This is a genomic window from Mucilaginibacter terrigena (assembly GCF_004168255.1).
Classification (GTDB): domain Bacteria; phylum Bacteroidota; class Bacteroidia; order Sphingobacteriales; family Sphingobacteriaceae; genus Mucilaginibacter; species Mucilaginibacter terrigena.
This window is the reverse complement of sequence record NZ_SEWG01000003.1, coordinates 554,368-578,683: the sequence shown is the minus strand read 5'-3', so window position 1 is coordinate 578,683 and position 24,316 is coordinate 554,368. Positions and strand designations below refer to the sequence as shown.

At 46.4% G+C, this 24,316-nt stretch carries 16 protein-coding genes; 7 read left to right on the top strand and 9 right to left on the bottom strand.

Annotated features, from left to right (window positions below):
* Window positions 1-32: 32 nt before the first annotated feature.
* A complete protein-coding gene (gene hisD, locus EWM62_RS09785) occupies window positions 33-1,319 on the bottom strand; it encodes a histidinol dehydrogenase (RefSeq protein ID WP_129876464.1) in 1,287 nt (428 codons plus the stop codon).
* 347 nt (window positions 1,320-1,666) lie between these two features.
* Between hisD and EWM62_RS09780 the strand changes: the two genes are divergently transcribed.
* The 6 genes from EWM62_RS09780 (at window position 1,667) to EWM62_RS09755 (ending at window position 8,951) form a co-directional block, all read left to right on the top strand.
* Complete coding sequence (locus EWM62_RS09780) at window positions 1,667-2,038, top strand: ribosomal maturation YjgA family protein (protein ID WP_129876463.1); 372 nt, start codon at window positions 1,667-1,669, stop codon at window positions 2,036-2,038.
* Window positions 2,023-2,796, top strand: a complete 774-nt coding sequence (locus tag EWM62_RS09775) for an oxygenase MpaB family protein (protein WP_129876462.1) — start codon at window positions 2,023-2,025, stop codon at window positions 2,794-2,796. The genes EWM62_RS09780 and EWM62_RS09775 overlap by 16 nt, the downstream gene beginning before the upstream one ends.
* A gap of 122 nt (window positions 2,797-2,918) precedes the next feature.
* Window positions 2,919-6,221, top strand: coding sequence for a type 2 lanthipeptide synthetase LanM family protein (locus tag EWM62_RS09770; protein WP_129876461.1), 3,303 nt, complete (start codon window positions 2,919-2,921; stop codon window positions 6,219-6,221).
* 32 nt (window positions 6,222-6,253) lie between these two features.
* Complete coding sequence (locus EWM62_RS09765) at window positions 6,254-6,574, top strand: Nif11 family protein (protein WP_129876460.1); 321 nt, start codon at window positions 6,254-6,256, stop codon at window positions 6,572-6,574.
* Entirely contained in the window at window positions 6,556-7,608 is a 1,053-nt protein-coding gene (locus tag EWM62_RS09760) for a hypothetical protein (protein ID WP_129876459.1), read from the top strand. Before EWM62_RS09765 ends, EWM62_RS09760 begins: the two co-directional genes overlap by 19 nt.
* A complete protein-coding gene (locus tag EWM62_RS09755; RefSeq protein WP_129876458.1) occupies window positions 7,599-8,951 on the top strand; it encodes a hypothetical protein in 1,353 nt (450 codons plus the stop codon). Before EWM62_RS09760 ends, EWM62_RS09755 begins: the two co-directional genes overlap by 10 nt.
* 17 nt (window positions 8,952-8,968) lie before the next feature.
* On the opposite strand, the gene EWM62_RS09750 is transcribed toward EWM62_RS09755, so the two are convergent.
* Complete coding sequence (locus tag EWM62_RS09750) at window positions 8,969-11,680, bottom strand: glycoside hydrolase family 78 protein (RefSeq protein WP_203235017.1); 2,712 nt, start codon at window positions 11,678-11,680, stop codon at window positions 8,969-8,971.
* Between the two features lie 25 nt (window positions 11,681-11,705).
* Window positions 11,706-13,454, bottom strand: a complete 1,749-nt coding sequence (locus EWM62_RS09745) for a hypothetical protein (protein WP_203235016.1) — start codon at window positions 13,452-13,454, stop codon at window positions 11,706-11,708.
* A gap of 322 nt (window positions 13,455-13,776) precedes the next feature.
* Between EWM62_RS09745 and EWM62_RS09740 the strand changes: the two genes are divergently transcribed.
* Complete coding sequence (locus tag EWM62_RS09740; protein ID WP_129876457.1) at window positions 13,777-15,306, top strand: family 43 glycosylhydrolase; 1,530 nt, start codon at window positions 13,777-13,779, stop codon at window positions 15,304-15,306.
* A 20-nt stretch (window positions 15,307-15,326) separates the two neighbouring features.
* Here EWM62_RS09740 and EWM62_RS09735 read toward each other — a convergent pair whose 3' ends face one another.
* The 6 genes from EWM62_RS09735 to EWM62_RS09710 form a co-directional block, all read right to left on the bottom strand.
* The gene (locus tag EWM62_RS09735) at window positions 15,327-16,685 is read right to left on the bottom strand and encodes an FGGY-family carbohydrate kinase (protein WP_129876456.1); all 1,359 of its coding nucleotides are present in this window, start codon (window positions 16,683-16,685) and stop codon (window positions 15,327-15,329) included.
* Between the two features lie 7 nt (window positions 16,686-16,692).
* Window positions 16,693-17,967 carry a TIM barrel protein gene (locus EWM62_RS09730; protein ID WP_129876455.1) on the bottom strand — a complete coding sequence of 425 codons (1,275 nt, stop codon included), beginning with the start codon at window positions 17,965-17,967 and terminating at the stop codon, window positions 16,693-16,695.
* 68 nt (window positions 17,968-18,035) lie between these two features.
* Window positions 18,036-20,156 (bottom strand): bifunctional aldolase/short-chain dehydrogenase, encoded by a 2,121-nt coding sequence (locus EWM62_RS09725; protein WP_129876454.1) that lies wholly within the window; start codon window positions 20,154-20,156, stop codon window positions 18,036-18,038.
* Between the two features lie 24 nt (window positions 20,157-20,180).
* Window positions 20,181-21,260: an L-rhamnose/proton symporter RhaT gene (rhaT, locus tag EWM62_RS09720; RefSeq protein WP_129876453.1), complete on the bottom strand. Its 1,080-nt coding sequence runs from the start codon at window positions 21,258-21,260 to the stop codon at window positions 20,181-20,183.
* 97 nt (window positions 21,261-21,357) lie between these two features.
* Window positions 21,358-22,383, bottom strand: a complete 1,026-nt coding sequence (locus EWM62_RS09715; RefSeq protein ID WP_129876452.1) for a GntR family transcriptional regulator — start codon at window positions 22,381-22,383, stop codon at window positions 21,358-21,360.
* 129 nt (window positions 22,384-22,512) lie between these two features.
* Window positions 22,513-24,279, bottom strand: coding sequence for an alpha-L-rhamnosidase-related protein (locus EWM62_RS09710; RefSeq protein WP_238989317.1), 1,767 nt, complete (start codon window positions 24,277-24,279; stop codon window positions 22,513-22,515).
* Between the last annotated feature and the right edge of the window lie 37 nt (window positions 24,280-24,316).

The window sequence follows — 24,316 nt, the reverse complement described above, 5'->3', positions numbered from 1 at the left end:
TTTTACACACCAACTAAATATATAAACCAAGTCTATTGTACTTCCTGCCGGCTATAACGCCTTACCCTTAACGATGCTTGTTCCTTATGCCCCATAAAGCCTTCTATTTCGCATAACCTTTCTGCATACTCACCAATTATCACACTCGCTTCGGGGGTGCACCTTTGGTAAGTGCAATTCTTTAAAAATTTACCAACCCATAGCCCGCCGGTGTATTTTGCTGCTTTGTTTGTGGGTAGTGTATGGTTGGTGCCAATTACCTTGTCGCCATAGGCAACATTGGTTTCAGGCCCCAGGAATAGCGCGCCGTAGTTTGTCATTTTGTTTAAAAACACGTCTGGGTTGCGGGTTAATACTTCCACATGCTCGTAAGCCAGCCTGTCGGCTTCGGCTATAGCTTCTTCTTCGGTATCAACCAAAATTATCGAACCGTTTTCGCGCCATGCCACTTCAGCTATATCTGCTGTAGGCAGGGTTTTTAGCTGCCTTTCAATTTCAGCCAAAGTTTCATACGCCAGTGTTTCTGATGTAGTAATTAAAGCGCCTGGCGAGGTTGGACCGTGTTCAGCCTGGCCTAAAAGGTCGCAGGCAACCATTTCAGCGTCCGCGGTTTCGTCTGCAATTACCAGTATCTCGGTAGGCCCTGCAAACAGATCGATACCTACACGCCCAAACAATTGCCTTTTGGCTTCGGCAACGTAAGCGTTACCAGGGCCAACAAGCATATCTACAGGGTTAATTGTTTCGGTACCTATGGCCATTGCAGCTAAAGCCTGCACGCCGCCTAATAAATAGATCTCATCGGCGCCGGCAAGGTACATTGCTGCAATGGTTGCCGATGGCACTTCGCCGTTAATTGGCGGCGTGCATGCGATAACCCTTTTTACCCCTGCTACTTTTGCAGTAAGTATACTCATGTGCGACGACGCCACCATTGGATACCTGCCGCCCGGGATATAACAACCTACACTATTCACGGGTATATTTTTATGGCCTAAAAAAACACCGGGGATTGTTTCTACCTCGATATCTAAGATCGATTCGCGTTGCTTTTGCGCAAAAAATTTGATTTGGCGCTGTGCAAACTTTATATCATCAATTGTTTGTTGAGGTACCGATGCAACAATATCCTGTATCTGGTCTGCCGATAACCTGAACGCATCCGGGCTCCAGTTATCTAACCTTGCCGAGTATTCCTTTACCTTAGCATCGCCACCGTCTTCAATGTCTTTCAGCATGGTGCTCACCACCTGCTTAACCTTTAAATCAGCTTCCAATATTTCCGACTCGCTTTTCCCTTTTTTTAAAAATTTTATCATTTTATATCGTTTTACTAAATGTTACCTAACAGATACACCAATCCATTGGAAGGTTACCATGCTGGTTGCGTTATTACCAAAGAAAGATTTACGTTTTTTTGCGTTTATTGAAACAAATATAAACGCAAAATAAATCAAATGGAAATTTATTTTTATTTTTAATTTACTGAAGCTGAAAACGATCTGATAAATGGGCCAGGCTACCAAAAGGCTATAAACACACCCGTACATAATTTACCAGCCTACCTATATATTAAATACTAAATAATTTGCTTTAGTAAAATTTAAACATTTACTTTGCAATGCAAAGTACTTTTAATTAACACAGACTGTATCCATTAATATATATGCTTAAATTAAACAAGGTGTATTTTACCCTATCGGTAATATTACTAACGGTTGAGCTGCTGATAGGCATTTACGCGCACGATGCTTTTATACGCCCGTACGGCGGTGATTTTTTGGTTGTTATCCTACTCTACTGCGGCATCAGGAGTTTTATTAAATGCGATGCAAATTACACAGCTACTGCTGTATTGCTATTTGCTTACATGATTGAGTTTAGCCAATGGCTGCACCTGATAGATAGGGTTGGCCTGCGTAACTCAGCTATAACCCGACTGATATTGGGCACGAATTTCGCATGGAGTGATATGCTTATGTACACTTTAGGCATTTTACTCGTTTGGTTAACAGAAAGGCTATGGAGATCGCTGTAAAACATTTTGTAGATGAAGGTTCGATTGTAAAAAAGATATGGGGTACGGCTGATACTGTGCTATTTATTTTTGCCGGCGCAGCTGCAGAGTTTGCCCTTAACAAGGCAGTAGACTGGTTATATTTTACAGGAAAGTTGCCCGCCGATCCGCTGGGAAGGTTATTCTCTACAGTTACGTACTCCCGCAGGATTCTATTTTCTACTGATAACGATGCGTATGCCGCTATCGACCAGATCAACGCTATCCATAATCATGTGGAGAATGCCCGCGGCGCCAAAATACCCGATTGGGCTTATTTAGATGTGTTGGATATGCTTATAGATTATACCATCCGGTCGTACGAGTTACTTGAAAGGAAGCTAACTGATACCGAAAAAACCGAGGTATTTCAAATATTTTACAAGGTAGGCACCCGGATGAATTTAAAAGGCCTGCCCGCCACTTACCAGGATTGGGTAATACAGCGTGGGCAACGTTTAAAACAAAATTTGCAATATGGCAACCTCACAAATGATCTGTATCAACAATACCGTAAACACTTAGGCAGCCCCCGGTATTGGTTGTTAAAAAAGGTACAGGCGCTGCTGGTGCCGCCAACAGTAAAACAAAAGCTCGGCCTTACCGGCGGCAGGCTGCTTAAACCGCTGCTTTTTATATATAAACTATCAGGCAGGATAAAACTGAAGCATATTTTAAGAGATGCCTTATTGCCGGCTGCCTACAAAGAACAAATACGAGGACTTGATACCAAATATTAGTTTGCCAAATATTACTTACTGCTTATAAACAGCTAAAAAGCACCTTATATTAGGTGAAAAAAACCTTTTTATGGCAACATAATATATTATTATATTTATTGGAACCTAATTAAACCCAATAAATGGACCCGAAAACCGCCGTTTTATCCGAAGGAAACATCGACCTTCTCGATTTATCCGTGCGGGCCCAATTTTTATCAGAGCGGATAAATCAACCCGGGGTACCTAACCAGATAACCCCTGCAGATGAGATAGAAATTATCGAAGATCGCTTAACAAGGTGGATACAAACATCGGCACAAGACAAACCTGATCTTTTTTTAAAGCGGCTTAATTGGGACAATCTGGATCAGGAAACGGCCCGTGAATTGGTAACTGACAGCAACTTCTACCCTAATACCAATGTAAACGACTGGACCAATCTGCTTGAAGATTGCCTTGAAAAGGTGATATCCTTTTCGCCCGAAACCCTGGATGCGGCAACACGAGAGGGCTTGCACACCGAGATTGCATTTTGGGAACTATGCTACCCCTTCGCCCGGCACGCCCGCAACCTGCTTGATGATACATTAGATGACATCGATAATATAAGCCCTGCTATTTTAGACCAGTTCCAGTCCGGTTTGCTCAACCAATTAGCAGAGGATCTGGGCTCCTGCCTGTATAACGAATTTAAAGATTTCCGCCCGGCTGCCATCAATAAGCTGAACATGCTGATGCAGGAATCGGTTTTTACCGCACAAAAAGATGCCCACTATCAAGCGTTTATAAACCGCGAAAAAGCAAACGGACTTTCCGCTTTCTTTATTAAGTATGCTGCATTGGGCAGGGTAGTTGCACAACGCATAACCTACTGGCTGCAAACAACTACCGAATTTATAACCCGGTTGCAGCAGGACCTGCCCGCCATTAAAGCTAAATTTGGGCCGGTTTATCATACCGTGATCAAAGTGATCCCCAATTTATCAGATTATCACAATAACGGAAGGACGGTAACAGCTGTTTATTTTGATTCGGGTGAAAAGTTGGTGTACAAACCCAAGAACGGCGGTGTTGAAGCGGCTTATTACAGTTTTTTAGCCTGGTGTAATAAACGGATGCAAAAGGAAGGCAGTGCTTTCCATGTGTCAGAAATACTTGATCTTAACACACATTGCTGGGTAGGATACATCGACCATAAAACCTGTACCAGGCCGGATCAGATCGCCCGGTTTTACGAGCGCTCGGGTATGCTGCTTGCCGCTATATATTTACTGGGCGGTGTAGATTGCCATTACGAAAACATCATAGCCAACAGCGAATATCCGGTATTGGTTGATACCGAAACACTTTTACACCCTTATGTAAACAAGGCCATATTCGGGCAGGCAGATACAAGTACTTCCCGCGATATGGAAGACCTTTTTTGGGATTCGGTGTTAAGAACGGGAATGCTTCCCCGCTGGGAGTTTGGCAAAGACCCTAAAACATCAGTTGATGTAAGCGGCTTTGGCAGCGAAGACCAGGGCCAGGAACGCACCAGGCGTTTGGAATGGACCGGCATCAACACCGACTCGATGTCGCGAAAGTATAAAGAATTTGAACGACCACAAAAGCAAAACATGCCCCTGCTAAACGGCGAGGCTGTTTCCTTTCAGCCTTATACCGATAATATCATAGCCGGGTTTGAACGCTTTTATAATTTTATTTATGACCTGCCGGCATTTGAAAAAGAAAGCATTTCGGCAAGTTTCAAAGATCAAACGGTGCGTTATGTATACCGGTCTACTAATATTTATTCGAGTATATTACGTACAGCATTACAGCCCGAAGCACTGCAAAACGGCATCAGTTTCAGCATGGAGATAGATGCGCTTGCAGTAGCCTACATCTCTGAAAAAGAGCTTCCAAAAAGCTGGCCCATATTTAAGGAAGAGCAAAACGATCTGCTGCACCTGGACATTCCGTATTTCTCGTGTTCGACAAGCAGCACAAGCCTTCAACTCAAATCAGGAGAATTTATCCCTGGCTTTTTCAGATCGGCAAGCTGCGATGACCTGGCCGGGCGAATAACAGCCATGAACCCCGCAAAGCTGGCCCAGCAATTAACTATTATTCGCGGGGCGTTCCACGCAAGATTTTCGCAGAATTACGAACGGCTGGAGGCTTTAAGATCGGGAGAAAAAGCTACCTTAAAAGCCCCCTTTGTATCAAAATTAACACCGGAAGACCTATTGGCAGAAGCCATTAAAATTGGCGACGCGATCGAACAAACGGCCATTATTGGCGCTCAAAACAGTTTAAACTGGATAGGACTTGCACACTTCCCCGAGGCCGACCGATACCAGTTGCAACCGCTCGACGATAGCATATATAGCGGGCGTTGCGGCATAGCATTATATCTGGCTACGCTGTATAAAGCAAGTGGCATAGACAAATACAAGACATTAGCGCTAAACAGCATATCAAACCTGCGCACTCAAATTCAAGTTCCTGAGGAAAATGATCGCGAAGAATTTGCTCGCCTGTTAAGGATTGGCGCGGCATCAGGCATAGGTTCTTTTATCTATGCCTTTATACGTATAGCCGACCTTTTAGATGAACCCGGATTACTGGATGATGCTTACACCGCATCAACTTTTATCACCAAAAATATAATTGACGAAGATCGATCTTTAGATATCATCAGCGGGAGTTCGGGCGCGATATTAGGCTTATTAGCCTTATATAAAGCTACCCAAAATGCCGAAGTTTTGGAACGTGCTGTATGGTGCGGAAAGCATCTGGTTAAAAACCTCGCTACCTACAACGGGCACCAGGCCTGGCTAACATTTGAAGATACCCCGCTTTGTGGTTTCGCGCATGGGGCCGCGGGTATCACTTATGCACTGATACGGTTATATGAGGTAAACGGCAATCAAAGTTTTGTGGACGCTGCCAAAAAGGGGATAGCATTTGAAGATGCCATGTATTCGGCAGCGCATAAAAACTGGCCCGATCTGCGCTCGTTCTCGTTTAAAGAGGGTAGCTACGGTTTTACTACCACCTGGTGCCATGGCGCTCCCGGCATCGGCCTGGCGAGGCTTGCAACGCTTGATACTCATGCATCAACCGAAACAGTTGAGCATATTAATGCCGCCATAGATTGTACACTGGCATTCGGCACAGATCACCCCGATTATTTATGCTGCGGAAATTTTGGCCGTATAGACCTGTTGCTTGAAGCATCGCGAAAATTAAACAAGCCGGAACTAACCGCTCATATAGCAGAGATCACCACCCATATTGTAACCCAGGCCGCCCGGGAAGGAAGCTACCAACTGTTTTGCAATACACCGGGCACGGCGTTTAAACCTGGCCTGTTTTTGGGCATGGCGGGTATCGGGTATCAATTACTGCGGCTGCATTCACCTAACATTCCGTCAGTGTTACTGTGGGAATCATAAACTTTAATATTAACCTAAAACAAATACAAATCATGTCAAACAAAATCGAGGACTTCAGAAAACAATTATTAACAGACACTAACCTGCAACAAGAGGCATTATCTGCTGCAGAAAACGGCGACTTTGCTGCAAACATTGCAGCTCTTGGTCAAAAACATGGCTTTTCATTTTCGGCTGATGACGTAAACTCCGAAATGGAAAAATTACAAGGCGGCGATTCACCAGCGGATTCTAATTTGCAGGCGGGCGCTATGACGGCAAAAGCAGGCTGCGGCAGCTCATCAACTTTGCCTAACCCATCGTACACGTTAGATTGCGGGGCCAGTACACAAAGATGCCTTTGTACACTGTAACACCCGATCAGGATTCGGACGCGGTAAACGGTGTTAAAACCGTTGCCCCGTACCTGCCTTCATCGTTGGTGCCGGCTTCGGCATTGGCGAATATCTATGCATTGGTAGAGAAGTTACCTTTTCTGCCTTTTGCCGGGTTTGAGTGCAGGTTAGAAGCCGGTAACGATCAGGTAGATTATTTTGCCAATATCCCAAGGTTTGAGGGGAGTATTCCGCCGGAATTCTTCCCTCAGGCCAATTGGCCAATGCTGGAGGGCATTTACCGCCTGTGGTTAAATAACCAATCGCGTATTGGGCGGGATATTAACGAACTGGGGCTGGAGATTGACCTTGCCAACGCTATGGATAAATTGCCCGCACCGGGTATATTCATGGCCGTTCGCAACACGGTGAGCGATCCGTGCCCGGTATTGTACGATGCATTGGACCTGTTATTCGATGCCGATTTGTCGGCAGAACTGAAGCAGAACATCCAAAGATGCGTAAAAGCGTTGCCAAAGGGCGGTATTGTTTCGCATTTGGGTGCTATGCTATCGCGCAAAAGCCGTGGTATAAGGCTCAATATTGCAGGGTTAGGTTTCGACGATGTACAAAGCTATTTAGCTGCCATTGGGTGGAATGAAACCTCTGCAGAACTGGATCACGTTCTCAAAAACTACCGGCATTATACAGATCACTTTGTGCTATGTATCGACCTTTTAGGGCAGGCAATTGGCCCGCGGATAGGTTTTGAGTGTTATGTACATACTGCACCTGCCGATGGCCCTAAATGGGAACAGTTAATGCAGCAGTTGTTGAGGGATGATATATGTTCCGGGCAAAAGAAAGCAGCCTTATTAAGCTGGCCGGGGATAGCTGAATACAGTACACATGCCGATACCTGGCCAATAAATCAACGGAGCATCAGCGCACTATTAGGGAGCTATGGGCTGGATGTTTGTAACCGTACCCTTAATCACATTAAACTATCTATCATCCCCGGTTTGGGGATGCAGGCAAAGGGATATTTTTTATACCAATACCGATGGATCTGACCAACATAACGATCAACGAGAGGATTGAATGGAAAGGCGACTTTTTTAAAGCCGACCTATCTGTTGTTATGGCGCGTTTACAAAGGTTTAGGCCTATAGTGCGCCCGTTCAGCCATACGGTTACCTTGTTTTATAAGAAACCGGATGCTGATGATTACACGCATTATACCCTCAGGATCCGCACTTATGCCAACTTACAGGACATGGATGCAGTTTCTGTTTTACATTTTTTAAACCAGGGAATAACAGGAAAGATACAGTTCAAAAAAAACCACGGCGAAAAAACGGAGTTAGGCAATATCTCGGTTGCTGCCTGCCCCGGCGAAACACTGAACCACGCATTACACCAGATAACCATCGCAGGTGAAACGCTGGTATTAGAATCATTCCGCATCTCAAAACGCATGCACTGGTCTATCGAGCCTACACGCACGCTTGAAAACCGCGAACTGAAAAGAATAACCCTCGACCTGGAGCGGTATTTATACCTGGTTACCGCGGATAGGCAACTGCTGTTTTTGGGCGAAATGGGCCCGCGGCTGGAAATTAAGGCCCCTGCAAACGCGGCTGTTGAACTGGTACTTGGCATTATCAACCGCGATGGGTTAATGAAAGAAATGAATTACCGATCGCTTGAGTTATTGCTGCAGCACAAGTTAGCCAACACTATCCCACAGCAAACCAGCAAGGCCTTCCCCGAAATAGAAGCGAAATTTGATATAGCACCTAACGCTTCTATAAACGCTGATGATATTATGCAATGGTTAAGCGCCGAATTGCCCGTTGTATTTTTGCTGCCATCGCCATCAAAAGTGGTGAGGATGCGGCGCTATCATATTTGCCGCGACCCGAAAGACGAAACCATCGATTGCACACTTGTGGAAACCGCCGCGCAACGTTATTCGCCCAAAATAAAAAGTAACGCGTATTTAACCGGCCAGGTATTGGTACGTAAAACAGAAGCCTCGCGCACTACCGATAAAAATGGCACTACAGGTACGCTGCCATCCGTGCTTGAACAATATGGCTGGGACCTGCTCAACTCCTTTGAAAAATTACAAACCAAGATCCCGTTCCAGTTGAGCGATGGCTTTGCCTACCTGCTCAGCATAGATAATTGTATTGATTGCAGGGGCAACCAACTACAACAGCTGGAAATAGAGTATATCGGCAGTTCGTTAACCGTACCTGCTTCTGCAGCAGTTATTTTTGACGATATCCAGCGAGTGATCGCCTCGCTCCTAAGCTACCCTCTGTTCCGGGGGAAGATCGCGCATAGCCAAATATCAAAGCATAAATACTTCGCGCAGTTCAGGCCAATGCCTGCGGCTCTTTTAGCCTGATTCCGGCGTTAATTACATCACCTGATCTCGAAACGATAACTCCCCGCACTTAGCTTGTGCTGTGTGTTGGCAACTTGTTTTCCGTTTAAAAACACCTTCGCCTTACTATCAACCGGCAACTTAACGGTAGCCGAAGAATTAGCAGGAATCACCACATTATAGGTCACCTTACCCCCATCCCGTAACCACGACGATTTTATCAATCCGAACGGCCCTTCGTGGCTGGCATTGAAATAGCTAAGGCCCGTAACAAAGTTTGGCTGCAACAGCACGTTTTTAAAGCCGGGCTGCGTTTCATCTGGCTTAATACCGCCTAGGCCCTTAAAAAGCCAGCCCCCTATTTCGCCAAACATCATGTGGTTTAATGATATATCCCGCGCCGCGTTAATATCCCAATTTTCGTATAAGGTTGTAGCTCCGTTCACTATCCACCAACCCCAGGATGGGTAGGTATCCTGCGCGGCCAGCTTGTAGGCGGTTTCCGCTTGCCCGTTATCGCTCAGGGCGTTTAAAATAGCTTTAGCGCCAAGCACGCCTACATCCAGGTGCATGCCATCCTGTGCCACACGTTTGGCAAGATTTTGCGCTACCTTAAGCCTGTATTCTTCGGGCACTACCTTCCATTGCAGGGCCATGCTCAGCTCGGTTTGTACACCCGAGCCATAAATACAGGTAGCGGGGTTAAAGTATTTATCGTTGATAGCTTTTTTAATTTTAGCGGCCAGTGCGCTGTAACGGGCAAGATCTGCCTGGTTACCCAATATTTTGGCAGCCTTAGCCAATATGGTAGCATCAACATAATAATATACCGATGAAGTGTACTCTAACGATGATGATGATTTTACAGGCACCCAATCGCCCCGGCCAAAGGTTGTAAGGCCGTTGGGGCTTATCCCGGTAACATAATTTACATATGCCTTTATGTTATTGTAATTATCGGCCAGCGGTTTGCTATCGCCGTAAAACATATACAGGTTCCAGGGGATAATGGCGATGGTGCTTGTCCAGTCGGTACCGTTGGCGGTTCCGTAGCCCCAGCCGCCGGTAGGGATAATATCGGGCAACACACCGTTAGGCTGCTGCTCGTCGCGGTGGTCGGCCATCCATTTTTCGTAAACGGTTATGCCGTCAAAATTGAACAAACCGGTTTCCACCGCGAAATGGCCGTCGCCTGTCCAGCCGTTCTTTTCGCGCTGCGGGCAATCTGTAGGGTAGCCAAAAAGGTTGGAGAGGTAAGAATTGTTGGTAGCCTTCCACAGCTTATCAATCAACGGGTTTGATGAACTGATATTACCTACCGCGGCCACATCGCTATGCATAAAATACCCGGTTACGTCTTCCTTTTGCAGCCGGATGGGGTTGCTGCTCAGCACCTCTACATACTGGAAGCCTTTGTAGTTAAACTTCGGCATAAAATCCACCTCGCCTTTACCGTTCAGTATCACAATATCGGTTTGATATGGGTCGGTATCGTCTTTAGGCCGGTAATAAACATCAATATTCGACAGGTCTACATGCCCCTTAACGGCCTTATCGCCGGGTTTTGTAGCCGTTACCTGATAAAGCCTTTCACCATGGATGATCTTCACTACTGTGCCGCTGTCGCCGCGTAACTTTACCCTTGTTACACCCGATATATTCCTGCCCAAGTCGATCACATAATCCTTATCAGTGAATTTTACTATCGATTTGGCAGCTATCTCCTCCACGTTTCGTATCGGGGCCATCAGCTGGCTAACTATCTGACGGGAAGGCGCTGCCCTAAGCATTGTCTCGTTCCACTTTTTATCATCAAAATTGGCTGTGTTCCAGCCCGGTATTTCCAGCCTGCTATCGTAATGCTCGCCGGTATAAATGCTGTTAAAAACAATGGGGCCCGGGTGTGTTTTCCAGCTATCGTCGGTATAAATGGTATTGGTTGTACCGTCGTCATAGGTTATGCGCAGGTCCAGGCAAAAGGTTGGCCGCTGCCGCCATGGCGCGCGGTCAAAATTCCATACCGCCAGCGATTGATGGTTATACCAGCCGTTGCCTAATATCACCCCGATGGCGTTTTTGCCGCTTTGCAGTTGGGCGGTAACATCATAACTAACATACAGGTTGCGCCTGTCGAACCGGGTGTACATGGGGTCTAAACGGTGGTTGCCAACTTTACTGCCATTAATGTATAACTCGTATAACCCACCCACAGCAATATACGCCCGCGCCGACCTGATCTTTTTAGCTGCAACAAAAGTTTTCCTGAAGTATGGCGCTGGCAAGGTATTGATGCTGCCCTCGTCGCTTATCCAGTTGCCCTTCCAGTTGTTCATGCCCATCATGCCTGTTTCAAAAAAACTGGTACGGCTATCGGTCAATAACTTACCGTTCTTATCCCAGGTACGTACTTTCCAGTAGTACCGGGTAAAAGATTCCAGCACTTTGCCTTTATAAATAATGCTGCTAACCGACGATCTGATCTTTCCCGAATCCCAGCTGTATGCTTTGGTAAATAATAAGCTGCTCGAATCTTTAGCGACAAAAACCTGGTAGGCCGATTGCACAGCCCCCTGCCGGGTATCGTTTAGCTGCCAGGATAACCTCGGATGCGCAGCATCAACACCAATGGGCGACGACAGGTGTTCGCATTTGAGGGCTATTGCGCCGGACTGGCCGTAAGCGGTCGCGATTGTTACCATATTTAAAATGATAAACAAAATGCCGGTCTCAATTTTAAGCAGTTTTTTCATTTGGATAATAAGGAAGTACTACAGGTTATGTGGTTTTTATATCGGCAAGGTTTAGCGCAATTACGTTCAATTGCGGCTTTAACCGTAATACAGCCCCGTTAGCCGGTTCAGAAAACGTACCTTTTACAGCATTCAGCTTGTAATTCATGCCATCAAAGCTGCACCTGATATTTTTTGGGTTTATTTTATTGAAGGGCAATTTAGCGCCGGGGGCAGTATCAAGATCCAGGTACCAGTTACACGGTTTATTACTCACCAGCTTAATGTTCGCCATTTTTTCATCCAGATCCATTTCTAACGATCCGTTTATGGTGCTTAACGGCCAGGATATGTGCACAGCGGTCGTCCCTATATTGGTAAATTTGGGGTCGCCGCCCTTTAACAAAACCTCTTTGCCGTCAATCAATGCCTTAACGCGCATCCCTGCAAACCGGCCGGGTTTGCTCCAAATATAGCCATCTACCACCGGCAGGGTAAAAAAATCGCATTCGTTTGAGGTGGCTACATCTTTGGTATATTTATCCGGCTTGCTTTCGTCAAACAAATGAATATCGCGAATACGGAGGCTGCCATTTTCCCAAAGCATGTTTATACGGTAAAAGCGGCTGTTAAACCAAAGGGTTTTCAGGTCGCTCCCGGCTATATCCTTGGTTACCGCAAAGGTTGTGGCGGGCGTTACCCTATAATTTTTTTTGAACCATAAGCCCGATTGCTCAAGCGTTTCTACCTTCAGCTTACCCTCGGCCCGCAACTTGGCTATCAGCGGCATTTGTATCTCAAACCCTTTGGCCATCGCATCCCAGGTGAATGAGTTTTCCTGCCCGGCCTGGGCATAATTAAACCCTAACGGTTCATCTTCTGTAAATGATCTGAAAAACCAATCCACCCACTGCTCACTCCCGCCTGCTTTAGGGTAAACAGGTTCAAGCGTTATTACGCCCTGCCTGTCCGAGCTTATGCCGGTATCATATTGCCGGATGGGGTCGCTGCCCAGCATCCTGAAAATTGGCACAGGAATTTGATTTTGGGCGTTTTGAGCAGGCACGTACGAATTTATTTTACTTGGATAATATGCCTGGTTCCAATAGCCGCCCCAAAGGGTATAGCCATCGGTACCGTACTGGTCCTTGCAATTTGCCGAAGCTACGATATGGTACTTTTGATACATGTAATTTAGGCTATGCGCATCTATAAACCACGATGCAACCGACTTTGGATAGTAACCAAAGATCTTTTTAAAATCGGCCATATAAACATCTACCAGCTTTTCTCTTTCGGCGGGGGTGTAACCTGTTGCAAAGCCAATGTTTGCATGCCAGTCCCAAGGGTAACGGCCGCGCCATTTCAGCCCGGCCTTTTCAACCAGCGGCTGGGGTATTTCCCACCATCCCCCAATCTCAAACGAATCCTTTGGCAGGCCTGATAAAAGCTTTTGGTACCGGGCATCCATCAGGGCATCGTATTGTAACAGGAAGGTGCCGGGCAGCTTGTATTTTTTCATTATCGCTACCTGTTTCACCACGGTTTGATACAATACATCCTGGGTAATGGCGGCATCCCTCGGTTCCAGCAGCCTGATGAAGTTTACAATATTTACGATTTTAGGATGCGGTTTAGCGGGGATTTTATCTGGACCATTGCTAAAGCTAAAGGAGCAAATCAGCGATACAAGCGCTGTACAAAACACAAAGCCCATAACTCTTTTAAGGGGCATATAGTAGTTATTGCCTTTAAAAACAGGCTTTTTAGTATTTTTTGAAGAAACAGATCTCATTTATTTTTTGGTTATAAAGGGTCTGGAATATTGGCGATAGCAAATTAAAGATAAACGGGCAGACAACTGTGCCTATCTGTTTACCTTACCTATTGATACCATGCCATCTGCAATATTAAAGCCCTGTGGCGCCCGCTCCGGGTAGGCCATAGTAGTGCTTTACAAAATAACGTATTCGATATTTAAATATCGTGTTATTAGCCGATATGTTTAAAATAGCTTTCTTAAATGCAAATGCGATGGAGGTGTTATGTCTAAAAAACACAGCTTTTAAAAATTGCTTTTATTAGGTTTGTCATTTGTTTTAAACCTGTGCACTGTTATGATGAAGAATTTATTTGTAAAACTTACCCCCTTGCTGTTAACAACCTTTTTATTAATGGTAGTCGGCAACACATACTCGCAAATAAAAAACTTTACTAAAACGGGGGCGCAGTCTACCCGCTTTAGCACAGTTGGTAATGCCATTGACGCGCACGATGGTGAGATAGCTTATTTTAACGGCACCTATTACCTGTATGGTACCAGTTACGATTGCGGCTTTGAATGGGGTAACAAGGGCGCGCCGTTTTGCGGTTTTAAAACCTATTCATCAAAGGATATGGTGAACTGGACAGACCGCGGCTTTTTGTTTGATGCCAAAACACCCGTATGGCAAACCCGGTGCGATGGTAAAACCTACGGTTGTTTCCGTCCGCATGTTATTTATAACCAAAAAACCAGGCTGTATGTGCTGTGGATAAACGTTTACGACAACCGCGTGGGCTATCGTGTATTTACAAGCAAAACCCCGGTTGGCCCCTTTAACGAGGTTGCCGAACCACATCTTGCCGTGAACGCCGACATGCCTGTGGCAGGCTTAAACAATGGCGATCACGATACTTTTATTGATGATGATGGCACGGCTTATTTAGCCTTTACCGACTGGCGTACAAAAGGAACTATCGTAATAGAAAAGCTGAGTGACGATTACTTAACCGGTACCGGAGAATATGTTAAAGGGATAACAGAAGGCGAAACCGAAGCGCCCGGCTTATTTAAGCGCAAGGGTATTTACTACGTAGTATATTCCGACCCGAATTGCGGGTATTGCTCCGGCACGGGCACTTCCTATCGTACTGCCCCTTCGCCGCTTGGCCCTTGGTCAAAAGGCATTAAAATAAGCGATAACTCGTGCGGTGGGCAGCCCTCGTTTGTATCAACCATTAAGATAAATGCCGAAACGGTTTACCTGTATGGCAGCGACCTGTGGAACAATGCCGCCAAGAACGAGGCCCTTGCCAATTTTTACTGGGCGCCGCTAACCTTTACTGCCGATGGCGCCATAAATCCGCTGCAATGCATGCAGGATTACAAAATGCCAAAAGCCGGTACAGTCGCAAGGCCAAAACATCTTGATAATTCATCGGGCGCAGAAAACTTTATAACCAAATGCGATATTGGCGGGCAGGTGCAAAGGTCGCAATCTTTTACGGCCACGCGTTCGGGCACGTTGAGCAAGGTGAGCATCACCACATTTAAAAACAACTATCCGAATGCAGGCCTTGTTATTGAGCTGTACCGAGCTAATGCTACGCACCAGCCTATTGGTAAGGCGTTATCTTCTAAGACTATTGCTGTAGGTTCTCTTGGCTGGTCGGCCAAAAATCTGGTAGTTAAACCCGGCATAAAAGTTATTAAAGGCAAACGCTACGCCATAGTACTTAAGTCTACCACCACAATGGGCTGCTATGGCTTTGCCTTTAACGATCTGTATCCTGATGGCGGTGCGGCCATAAGCAGCGATGGCGGGAAAAGCTTTAAGGCCGAACCAAACCGCGCGCTTAAATTCCAAACCTTTATTACCCCGTAACGGTACGCTAACGGATAAGCTTATATGGTGGTGCTTTGATTTGAGGAGTAGTACTTTAACTGGATAATATCGTTTGGTATCGGTTTCCTGTTCCATTCTTTGTGGATAACAAGCGCCGCGCCAACTGCTGTAGCCTGCGCCATTGATGCCGAAAACACTTCGATATCGGGGAACGCAATTGCCAGCAGATGCATATAAATACTGTTCTTGCTAAAACCGCCATCAACAAAAATCCTTTTTACCGATGTGCCATTCAGCACCAATTGTGTAGATTGGATCTGCTGATTAATTAAGTCTATAATAAGCTGATGATACGCTTCTGTATCATTGCGGAAACCATCTAATTTTCTCTCCTCAAAACTGGCCGCTCCCGGCTGGCTGTTCTTTAAGCCTTTTATAACATCAGCATCAAAAGCCATGTTGCGATACTTAATACCGTTGGTATTAAAATGCGCGGCAATACGTTTGGTTTGCTGCTCATGCTCGTACCCCGAAAATAACCTCGATGCCTTTACGGGTTTCCCCTGGTATTGCATATAACAAAGGCAATCGCTCTTCAACTCATCGATGGTTAACGGCAAATGATTAAAAGGGTTTAAGCTGATGCACCAGGTGCCGGTAGAGATCAGTATAAAAGGCTCGTGAAAGTTAACCAGGTAAGGTATTAGCGCGGCCGAGCTATCGTGCAATCCTATGCCAACCTTGTAATTATTGCCCGGGAACAGTGCCGGCCTCACTTTACCCGATGCCACTATTGGCGGCAGCTTCATAGCTATACCCTCGCGCTGGATCCACTCGTGGTAGCGGTTGGCGGTAAAATCCCACATGTGGGTGTGGCAGCCAACGCTGGTGAGGTCAGAAACAGGTTCGCCTGTTAACAAAAAGCTTAGGTATTGCGGCAGATGTAAAACATGCGCTATGCGGGCAAATACCTCAGGTTGTTCATACTTAAGCCTGTAAAGCTGCAGGCCCGAATTAAGACTGCCCAAAACCGGCGATGCCGTACAAAGGCTCACCGCGTCCTTGCCCCCATACTCGTTGTAAAATTGCCGGCTAAGCTCCTCCGGGTATTCTTTCAGGTAATTGTAAAGCGGGGTTAAGGGTTTGCCATCGGCACCTACATAAACAAAGCTGGCGCCATAAGCCGAAAAATTGACAGACTTTATCTTATACTCCTTCATCCGGAACACCTCACTCAGCGAATCGAATACCGACAGGCGCAGGCTCTCTATGTTCTCGCATGGAAATCCGTCCTCGTCAACCGTCTGGGTAAACCGCGCCGATTTTTCAAAAACTATCTGGTAGTTTTCGTCAAATAAAAACAGTTTTTTGTTGGTTTTGCCAACATCAAATATGGCTACAACTGGTATGGCGCTCATGCTTAAACTATAAACCGGTTGCAACGGTATTTAACCCGCGTTCTTTGATCAGGTTTTCCCTCACGTTAAGTTGCCTGAAGGTACCAACCGGGTCTAAAGCCCCGCCTGTTCTTAAGCTTGCTTCGGCTACCAATGGCCTTACATCGGTACGGTAAGCCTGCTGTAATATTTCCTGCGCAAGCCCCACGTCGTTATTTTGCTGGGCTGCTTTTAGTGCTTTTTTATCAACCAACAAAGCCTGCGCGTAAGCTATTTTTATGGCCTGTACCGATTGCAGCAGGTCCTCAATCGGGTCTTTTATGTTGTGTGATGCATCAATCATCCAGCCTATATCTGTAGCGTGGTTCATGTTGCGGGCGTCCATCCCTTCAACCAGTTCGTTAAATATCAGGAACAGCTGGTAGGGGTTAACGCTGCCCACGGTAAGGTCGTCGTCGCCGTATTTAGAGTCGTTAAAATGGAAGCCGGCCAGCTTCCCTTCCATCAGCAGGATAGAAACGATCTGCTCGATATTGGTGCCTTGTAAATGATGCCCAAGATCAACCAGCGTGCTGGCTTTAGGGCCTAATTTACTTGCAAGCAGATAGGATTGCCCCCAATCGGCAATGGTGGTCGAGTAAAAATTCGGCTCGTAAGGTTTGTACTCCACCCAAACTTTCCAGTCATCAGGCAGGGCGCTGTATATCGATTGTAAACTCTCTAAAGTATTTTGAAAGGCTTCCCTGAAATTTAGCTGCCCCGGGAAGTTAGACCCATCAGACAACCAAACCGAAAGCGCTTTAGAGCCAAGGTCTTTACCGTATTTGATAACTTCGATATTATGCGCAACCGCCTGTTCCCTCACCGCCTTATCAACATGGTGCAGCGAACCAAATTTATAGCTGTGCTTTTGCCCTGCCTGGTCCTGGAAGGTGTTGGAGTTAACAGCATCAAAATGCAAACCCAGCTGTGTAGCCAATGACTTTATAGCGGGCGCATTATCCGGGATATCCCAGGGAATGTGCAGCGATATGGAATTACTTGAGCGGTTTAGCGCATGGATTAGGCCTACGTCTTCCAGCTTTTCTTCCAGTGTGCGTGGTTCGCCGCCGCCGCTAAACCTGCCGAAACGCGTGCCGCCTGTGCCCAGTGCCCAGCTTGGTATGGCCACATTAAAGGTGCTAAGTTTCTGCAATACCGTTTCCAGGTCGTTCACATCTTCGGCAGCAATGGCTAACTTATTCTGGTGTTTTTTTAGCTGCTGTTGGTTTGCGTCAGCTATCAGGTTTTTATTTATCTGCATAATGTTCTTCTCTCGTCATAAAAGGTAAAAAACGGCCGGAGTTCAACCCGACCGCACACTTAATCAACTTATCTCACAAACGCGGTTGCCACGCCTCCGTCAACGTTTAAAACGTTCCCGGTTGATTTGCTCAATAATCCACCGGCAAAGGCAAAGCACGCGTTAGCGATATCTATGGGTAAAATAACCTCGTTCAGTAACGTCCGTTTGGCATAATAAGCCGGTAGTTCATCTACCGTAACGCCATAGGCTTTGGCCCGCCCTTCGGCCCAGCCGCCAGCCCAAATATTGCTGTCGCTTATCACGGCATCCGGGTTTACCACGTTTACACGGATCTTATCCGCGCCAAGTTCGGCTGCATTTAAACGGCTTAGGTGCAGTTGGGCTGCTTTGGCGCTGCCATAACCGGCATTATTTGGCCCGCTCACCAGGGCATTTTTACTTACAATGTTGATGATGTCGCCGCCATTATCCTGTTTTTTCATGATAGCGACAGCGGCCTGCGTAACAAAAAACTGTCCCTTTACCAGCACATCGTATAACAAATCCCAATCTTTTTCCTCGTGGTCGCCAATGGTTTTGGAGATGGATATGCCCGCATTGTTTACAATCAGGTCAACCCCTCCAAAGGCAAGCACTGCTTCGGCAAAGGCCTGGTCTATTTGGTCCTGGTTGGTAACATCAAGTATTGCCGTGGCAACACTATCTTTACCGTACTGGCTTTTAAATTCGTCGCCGGCAGCTGCAAGGCGTTCGGCATTCATATCATTCAGTACCACAACAGCGCCTTCTTCAATAAATTTTTTGGCTATGGCTTTACCAATGCCCCCGGCACTGCCTGTTACCAGCGCTACGCGCCCCGATAAGGCTTTAGGCTTTGGCATGCGCTGCAGCTTGGCTTCTTCCAGCAACCAATATTCAATATCAAACGCTTCCTGTCGTGGCAGCGAAGTGTATTCGGATATCGCTTCCGCCCCCTTCATCACATTAATGGCATTAAGGTAAAACTCGGCCGCCACACGGGCAGTTTGTTTATCCTTAGCAAAAGTGAACATCCCTACCCCAGGGTAAAGGATAACTACTGGGTTGGCATCGCGTATGGCGGGGCTGTTTGCGTGTTTACAGGTGTTATAATAATCGCCGTACATTTTGCGGTACTCCTCAAATGCAGGCGTTAATTTTTCTTTTATTGAAGCGGTATCGCCCAAGTCGTCACCGGCGCCAAGCGTTAAAACCAGCGGACTGATCTTGGTACGTAAAAAGTGATCGGGGCAGCTGGTACCCATTGGTGCCAATCTTTCCAGGTCGTTCGAGTTGATGTATTCCAGCACACGGGCATCATCAGTAAAATGGCCTATCATTTTGGTTTGCGATGAGCAAAAACCACGCAGTATAGGCGCTAAAGCAACCGCCTGCTTTTTGCGGTTTTCTTCTGTTGCGCTTTCAATTTTCTGTCCGCTGAATACCGGGCCCTTTTTGCCATAGTTCTGTTCAAGATATTCTGCACACTGCTCAATTACCTCAAGTGTATTGATGTAGCTTTCGTAAGCGGTATCGCCCCAGGTAAATAAGCCATGCGAACCTAACATAATACCACGGATGCCGGGGTTTTCGTCAAGGCATTGTTTAAGCTGTAAACCAAGATCGAAACCGGGGCGCTGCCAGCCAACCCAGCCAATAGTGCCGCCAAATAATTCTTGGGTTATTTTTTCGCCGTCTTTTGCTGCCGCGATAGCAATAGCCGCGTCGGGGTGTAAATGATCGATATGCTTAAAGGGCAAAAACCCGTGCAGGGGCGTATCTATAGATGGCGCTTTTGATGCCAGGTCGAAAATACTGTGGTTAAACAACTCCACCATTTCATCCTCGTGTTCTATACCGCGGTATACGTTTGTAAGGCTGCGTAAACGATCGACGTATAGCGCTGCCAGGCCGCTCTTTTTTAACGTTCCTATATCGCCGCCCGAGCCCTTTATCCACATTACCTCTACTTCCTGCCCGGTTAGCGGGTCTTTAGCTTTTGTTTTGCAGGATGTATTGCCGCCGCCGTAATTGGTTAGGCGAAGATCGGCACCTAAAAGATTGGACCGGTAAATAAGCAGGGCGACCTCATCGCCTGCCAAAGCAGCTGCTTTTTCATCGTCCCAAAGATAACTTACGTGCTTAAATTGTTTTGTACTGATAGACATGCTTATGTATTATACTTATTGATATTATTTAATGGAGTTGCCATATCCGACAACCAAAACTGATATGATAATGGTTATTATGCCGGCTATTACGGTGTAAACCGCCTTTTTACTAACACCTTTCCACTCTTTAAGGAACAGGCCCCAGGTATTGGCTATCAGGATAATGAACGCCATATGCAGGATCCACGAGCTGGCACCGTTGCCCATCTTACTTTCGCCCATACCGTAAAAAAAGAATTGCAGGAACCATGTTGTACCCGCAAGGGCGCAAAACAGGTAGTTTTTTAATAGTGGTTTTTTCGCGTTAGTGTAATCGCCAAAGGTTTTATTGCGGGCGTTCAGTATCATGCACCAAACAAAATTGGTGGTAAGCCCGCCCCAAAGTATTACTATGTAGGTTACATTGTTCTGGAACAGGAAATTCCCTTGCCCGGCATGGGTAGCCTGCCAGGCGGCGTTGGCGGTTTCGGCCATGGTTTTACCGGCCTCAATCCCGAAATTAAAACAGGCGCTGAGTACCCCTGAAATAATTGCCACGAATATACCTAACCCAAAGCGATAGTCTTTATTTTCTTCTTCGGCCTGGCGGTTTTTGGCCAGGTCGCGCTCCTTTAGGGTGCCCGCTTTGCCGCAGATGATGATGCCGATAACACATATCACTATGCCTAACAGCACCATCTGGCCCCAATGGCTGTGCAGCAGCATACTAAAGGTATCTTTACCATCCTGCGGGTAAAAATTATAATATACCGATGGAATAATAGAACCAAATACAGCGCAAAGCCCCAATATAATGGTACTGCCTAATGATACCCCTAAATAACGTACCCCTAAGCCGTAGGTTAAACCGCCAATGCCCCATAGCAATCCAAAAAAGTAGGTGAGCAGTAATATATTACCATTGGTAGCTTTGATAATGTCGATAAAACCGGGGATTGTAAGCCAGGCTGCAACCGGCGGGACGATAAGCCATGAAAACAGGCCACCCACGATCCAGAAGCTTTCCCAGGCCCAGCCTTTTACTTTTTTATACGGAATATAAAAACTGCCGGAGGCAAAACCACCTATAAAGTGGAACAAAATTCCAAAAAATATCTGCATAACTATAAGGGTACTTGGTTTATAACAAAAACAATTATATAGTTTTAGGTTGAATAAACTGTTACTCTCTGTATGCTTTTATACAGCACAGTTAAAATTATATCGAATCCCTGATAATGCTGTTAAAAGGCACTTTAATACGGGCGCGACTATTATTTAACACCAACTGTGCGGCATGCTTACCCATAAATTCAAAATCGGTTGATATGGTTGTGATGCCGTTAAGGATAAATTTCTTTAAAGGTGTTTCGTTATAGGAGATTATTCCCACATCCTCGTTCAGCTTTAAATTTTGATGCAGCAGCAGGTTAATCAGCGCAATAAGGTCGTCTTCGGTTAGGGTAATGTAAAGGCTGTCTTTTAGTATTTTTTCTTTAGACAGATCGGACACGATGTCGTAATCGCAGTTGTATTGCTTACAAAAATTGAGGAAACCGATCAGGATGTCCGTAGGGAAATAGCTGTTTTTCGGGAAAACGATGGTGCAGGAATTGTAGCGTTTTATTTTGGTTATCAGCTGCGCAAGGGCGTTAAAAATATCGTTCTCAAAATCTTCGTAAACCGCTCCAAAATCGCCGTCGACCCCTTCTACCAATTTACCCAGTAATATCAGCTTATCTTTCGGGATCTGGTTTATCACCTCCCAGGCGTTGTCGCGTTTATCAATAAAATGCGGGATGATCACCACCTTATCGTATTTGTCCTGTTTCTCTGACAGGATCTTTTTAAAAAAATTAAAACTGCTGTTGTAGATGTAAAAATCGATAGAGGCCTTATCGCCCAATTCTTCGGCAAAGGCATCGTATATGGTTTTTTTGTGGCTGCTTAGCTTATTAAAAAGCAGCAGCACCTTCACCGGCCTGTCCAGGTTTACGTTGGCAATAAAATAACCTTTGCCGGGCACAGAGTTTACCACCCCGCTTTTCTTTAAAGTGCTATAAGCCTTTGTAACAATGTTCCGCGATATATCCAGCGCTATGCTCAGATCGTTGATAGAAGGCAGGGTATCATTTTCGCTGATGAGCTTTTCATCGATACCCTGTAAAATAGAATTGCATAGCTGCCGGTAATAGGGCGTCAGCGAATACTCGTCTATAGTTAATATTTTAAGAAAGTTCTTCATTGATTAACTAAAGTTGGTAACATCCAACCTAACCCGGCCGCAAAAATACATCTATAAAACATGGGGCGTAAAATTATACATTACAACCCTAATTATCAACTTAAGTTACTGCTAAATCGATTAATTAACCTACCGGATAATTTTTACCTGCTTTGGGCCGCTCACTATGGTTTTTATTTTGCCGCCGGCCAGCCTGGTATGTTTTATTTTAACCATGCCATACGGCGTAGGGAACGTGCCTTCGGCAAAACTCAGATCGCCAAGGTGGGGCGTAATTTTTATAACCCTGCATCCCGGCGCCATTACCTTTACCCCAAGCACAAACTCGGTTAACCAGGGCGTTGGGCCCGATGCCCAGCCATGCGCCAGGCTGTTGCGGTAACCCTTGTAGCTATAATCGCCGTATTTGGCGTGCAGGTCGGTTTTACCGGCGGGCACCAGTTCATCAATACGGGCTGCGTTAGGAATCCAGTCTACATTAAAATCCTCCCAAAAGGTGGTGGCGCCTAACTGTAACATTTGCCCCCAGTAATTGCGGATAGCGTTTATACCGCCCTCGTAATCGCCGGCCTTTGCCTTGGCCAGCAGCATGTAGTAGCCAAAAAAGGTAGAGTAGTTATGCACCCCGTTTGCCGAAATAACCTGGTTGGCCTGCCGCGCGGGCACCAGGCCCGATAAGGCCAGCAAAGCGGCGGCTTGTTTTGATTGGCCCGCATCCGGCACGTTCTTTTTTAAACGGGCAATGGCATCGGTGCAGCGTTTGGCCGTAGCGGCATCGTTCAGTGCCTTGCTAAGGTCGGCCCCGGCGTCAAGCGTCATCACCAGCATGGCTTGCAGGCCTGCGTGTATAGCCTTGGGGTCCTTGCTGGATGGCCAGTCTAAAAAGCGCCAGCCATCGTTAAATTGTTCGCTGTTGGCGGCGTCGATATTTTTGATGTAATGATCAAGCAGTTTGGCAAGGTAGGTTTTTTGCTGCCGCAGATATTTGATATCGCCGGTGTGCATATACCAGTCGCGCTGGATAAGCACCCACCACATCGAGTACGATACGATGCCGTTCATATATCCCGGCAGGGGGGTAATATCGCGGGCAAGGTCAAGGCTTTTGGGTACCACATCGTTATAGCCAAAAACGGCGGCAATGGTCGATGTTTCGGGATGCATATCCCCTATCCACACCAGCCTGTCGCGTTTGATGCCATCCCACAGGTGGTCCTGTATGTTCAGGTGCACGGTGTACGCGCCCGTCATCCAGATCTTATTGAGCAAAGTATCGCTGCTGTGGAACGAACCCAGGTACGGTATATCCCGGTAAACCATAATGGCGCTCAGTTCTTTTAATTTCAGTTCGGTGTTATCGTCCAGCAGATCAATCCGCACAAAACGGAACCCGGTGTTACCCGCCTCCAACTTGCCCAGCCAGGGCAAATGCAGCACGTAATCGCGCATGGCATGGTCGTTAGTGGCATTTTTTAGGGTATCAATATCAGACATGGCCTCCGCCGCCGACTCGCCGAAGCGCAGCCTTACCTTTACCGGCTTGCCGCCCTTATACATACCCGTTACCAACTGCAGGCCGCCATGCATTTCCTTCCCAAAATCGAGCAGGATGGCCGCGTGCGAGGTATCTTTATTGGTGAGGGTACACAAGGTTTTATCGGCGATCTCTGCCTGCCCGTTACCCTTTTTAAGCAGGCCGGCGGCATTTACCACGTTACCTTTTTGCCACATTAACCTTACCGGGGTTATTAGCCTGCGGGTGGTAGCCTCGGTGCGTACCTGCTGGTTTTTGTTAAACACCGGCAACTGCGCAAAGGCACCCGGCGCAAACATGGCCATGGCCACAAAAACAACAAGCGCTTTTACCGGATACCTGCTTTTTATTGTAGGATGCATAGTATAGTAATTTAGTTTACAGCAACGGCAACGCGGA